The sequence below is a fragment of the Peribacillus alkalitolerans genome (assembly GCF_010882125.1).
GTDB lineage: Bacteria > Bacillota > Bacilli > Bacillales > DSM-1321 > Bacillus_BN > Bacillus_BN alkalitolerans.
Window position 1 is genome coordinate 1 of the sequence record NZ_JAAGVZ010000056.1, and the last position, 1,395, is coordinate 1,395.

Sequence of the window (1,395 nt, forward strand, 5' to 3'; positions counted from 1 at the left end):
GAGGGCACTGAAAAAGTCCGCTTTAACAATTAGGGAGTCAATCGCTCGATTTTAATCGAGCGATTGACTCCCTTTTTGCTTTATACTAAAGATATCAATGTATGTAGGTGGTATCGAAATGATTTCAAATCAAGAAACGCTCAAACTTAGTCCGTTTATGGCGATTTATGATATCGTCGTACCGAAAGATAATATGCTTCGTCAAATTAATGAATTAGTGGACTTCAATTTCATTTTAGAAGAACTAAAAACAAAATATTGTCTTGATAATGGTCGAAATGCAGTATCTCCAATCCGTATGTTCAAATATTTACTATTAAAATCAATCTATGATTTATCAGATGTAGATCTGGTTGAACGGTCAAAATATGATATGTCTTTTAAATATTTCTTAGATATGGCACCTGAGGATCCAGTCATCAATTCAAGTTCATTAACTAAATTTCGTAAGCTCCGTCTTCAGGATGTGGGTTTATTAGACATGCTCATAGGAAAGACGGTTGAAATTGCATTAGAAAAAGAAATCATTCAAAGTAAAACTATTATTGTCGATGCCACGCATACAAAAGCACGTTATAACCAAAAAACACCGAAAGAATTTTTACAAGAGAAGTCGAAGAACGTAAGAAAAGCTGTTTACCAAATTGATGAATCAATGAAAGAAAAATTCCCATCCAAACCAACTTCTAACGAAGTAAAAGATGAAGTAGACTACTGCCGTCAAGTTATTGAAGTAGTGGAGACGCAACCACAAATCGCTGTAATTCCAGCTGTAAAAGAAAAGTTAAACGTCCTAAAAGAAGTAGTAGAGGATTATGAAGAACAACTGAACTATTCAAGCGATCCAGACGCACGTGTTGGTCATAAAACAGCGGGCTCTTCTTTCTTTGGGTTTAAGACACATATTGCAATGAATGATGAACGAATAATTACAGCTGCAGTAATAACAACTGGGGAGAAAAGTGATGGAAAATACCTTAAAGAATTAGTCGAAAAAAGTAGAGCAACAGGCATCGAAGTTACATCGGTGATTGGCGATACAGCGTATTCAGAAAAAGAAAATATTCAATATGCCAAAAAGGAAGAATTTCAGCTTATTTCAAAATTAAATCCACTAATCACACAGGGTGGTCGTGCTAAGGAAGATGAGTTCGAATTTAATAAAGATGCAGGCATGTACGTATGTAAAGCTGGGCATATGGCAATTCGAAAAGCGCGTACAAATAAGAAAAATGTAGGGAAAAATCAACGTCAAACCTATTACTTTGACACCGAAAAATGCAAAGTATGCCCTTTCCGTGAAGGATGTTATACAGAAGGGGCGAAGAGTAAAACATATTCGGTGACAATTAAATCGACCGAACATAAGGAACAAGAAACGTTTCAAAATAGTGA

General features: G+C 35.4%; 1 protein-coding gene. It reads left to right on the plus strand.

Annotated elements, in window-relative coordinates; all coding sequences use genetic code 11:
• Positions 1-118 precede the first annotated feature (118 nt).
• A partial coding sequence (locus G3O09_RS21865) for an IS1182 family transposase (protein ID WP_163103551.1) occupies positions 119-1,395 on the plus strand: 1,277 nt, incomplete at its 3' end.